At 53.3% G+C, this 1,200-nt stretch carries 1 protein-coding gene; it reads left to right on the top strand.

Annotation, left to right across the window (positions count from 1 at the left end):
- The coding region (pgi, locus tag ACXRVY_RS30255) for a glucose-6-phosphate isomerase (RefSeq protein WP_458239105.1) at window positions 1-1,200 on the top strand (1,200 nt) is incomplete at both ends.

Here is a 1,200-nt window from a genome sequence, read left to right as displayed (position 1 = left end):
CGCTTTCAGGACTTTTCCCTGGCGGGCTGCGGGCTGTTTCTGGATTACTCCAAAAACCTGATCACTCACGAGACGCGTTCATTGCTTGTAAACCTTGCTCGCGAGGCTGGCGTGGAGCAGGCAGCGCATGCCATGTTCAGTGGAGAAAAAATCAACTGTTCCGAGGGGCGTCCTGTGCTGCATACCGCGCTGCGGCGACCAGTGGGGGAACCCTTGATGGTCGATGACCGCAATTTGATGCGCGATGTGCATGGTGCCCTGGCGCAGATGACTGACGTTGTGAGTCGTATCCATAGTCATCTTTGGCGTGGTTACAACGATAAGGTCATCACTGATGTCGTAAATATTGGTATTGGTGGCTCATTTCTGGGCCCTGAGCTTGTCTCTGAAGCACTCGCGCCCTTCGCTCGGCATGGGGTGCGGTGCCATTACCTGGCTAACATCGACGGCAATGAATTCCGAGAGGTTACGGCCGATCTGAACGTAGAAACAACGCTGTTCATCATCTCCAGCAAAACCTTCGGTACCCTTGAAACGTTGAAGAACGCGCAAGCTTGTAGAAGCTGGTACCTGGCCAAGGGCGGGACGGAAGAGAAGCTATATCGCCACTTCATTGCGGTGACGAGTAATCGTCAAGCCGCGCTGGATTTCGGCATCCGTGAAGCAAACATTTTTCCTATGTGGGACTGGGTCGGTGGCCGTTACTCACTATGGTCGGCAATTGGCCTGCCGATTGCTCTGGCCATTGGCATCGCCAACTTCAAGGAACTGCTGTCCGGCGCGTACGCYATGGATCAACATTTCCTGAATGAACCATTGGAACAGAACCTTCCCGTTCTTTTAGCGGTACTTGGCGTTTGGTATCACAACTTTTGGGGTGCGCAAAGCTATGCGTTCTTGCCCTATGACCATAACCTGCGCAACTTCGTTAAACATCTGCAGCAGATGGACATGGAGTCCAATGGCAAAAGTGTTCGTCATGACGGCACGCCAGTCTCCTACACCACAGGCCCGGTAATCTGGGGTGGCGTGGGATGTAACGGACAGCACGCTTACCACCAATTGTTGCATCAAGGGACACCTCTAATTCCAGCTGACTTCATTGTGCCTGTGGTCAGCCACAACCCAGTGGCTGACCATCAGGAATGGCTGTACGCCAATTGTTTGTCTCAAAGCCAAGCGCTGATGCGAGGCAAAAAC

Source organism: Pseudomonas sp. P5_A2_2 (assembly GCF_054177685.1).
The sequence above is the reverse complement of the archived record's forward strand: the minus strand, read 5'-3'. Positions and strand labels throughout refer to the sequence as shown.